The following is a 239-nucleotide window of genomic DNA, read 5'->3' as shown; positions in this document are numbered from 1 at the left end:
ATACGTTGTATTAATCCCCATCGCATCGGCAGCAATTTCGTTCTCCCTAATCGCAAGACAGGCGCGCCCATGAGTAGAATTGGTGAAATTAACAATCACGATAATCGTAATCAATACACAGGAAATCAACCATGGCCATGTTGTCAGGTGGGTGACTGTCATCCCGCTCGCCCCGCCAACATAGTCAATATTTAAAAAGACGATTCTCATAATCTCTCCGAAACCAAGCGTTGCAATCG

The 239-nt window shown here is 45.2% G+C and carries 1 protein-coding gene; it reads right to left on the bottom strand.

What is annotated here, in order from left to right:
* On the bottom strand, positions 1-239 hold a 239-nt coding region (locus RYX56_RS25050; protein WP_439108538.1), incomplete at both ends, for an ABC transporter permease subunit.

Origin of the sequence: Alkalihalophilus lindianensis, from assembly GCF_032843265.1 — a bacterium.
In the GTDB taxonomy this organism is placed as follows: domain Bacteria; phylum Bacillota; class Bacilli; order Bacillales; family Bacillaceae_D; genus Alkalihalophilus; species Alkalihalophilus lindianensis.
Note: the sequence above shows the minus strand (reverse complement) of the source record. Positions and strands in the feature narration are given on the sequence as shown.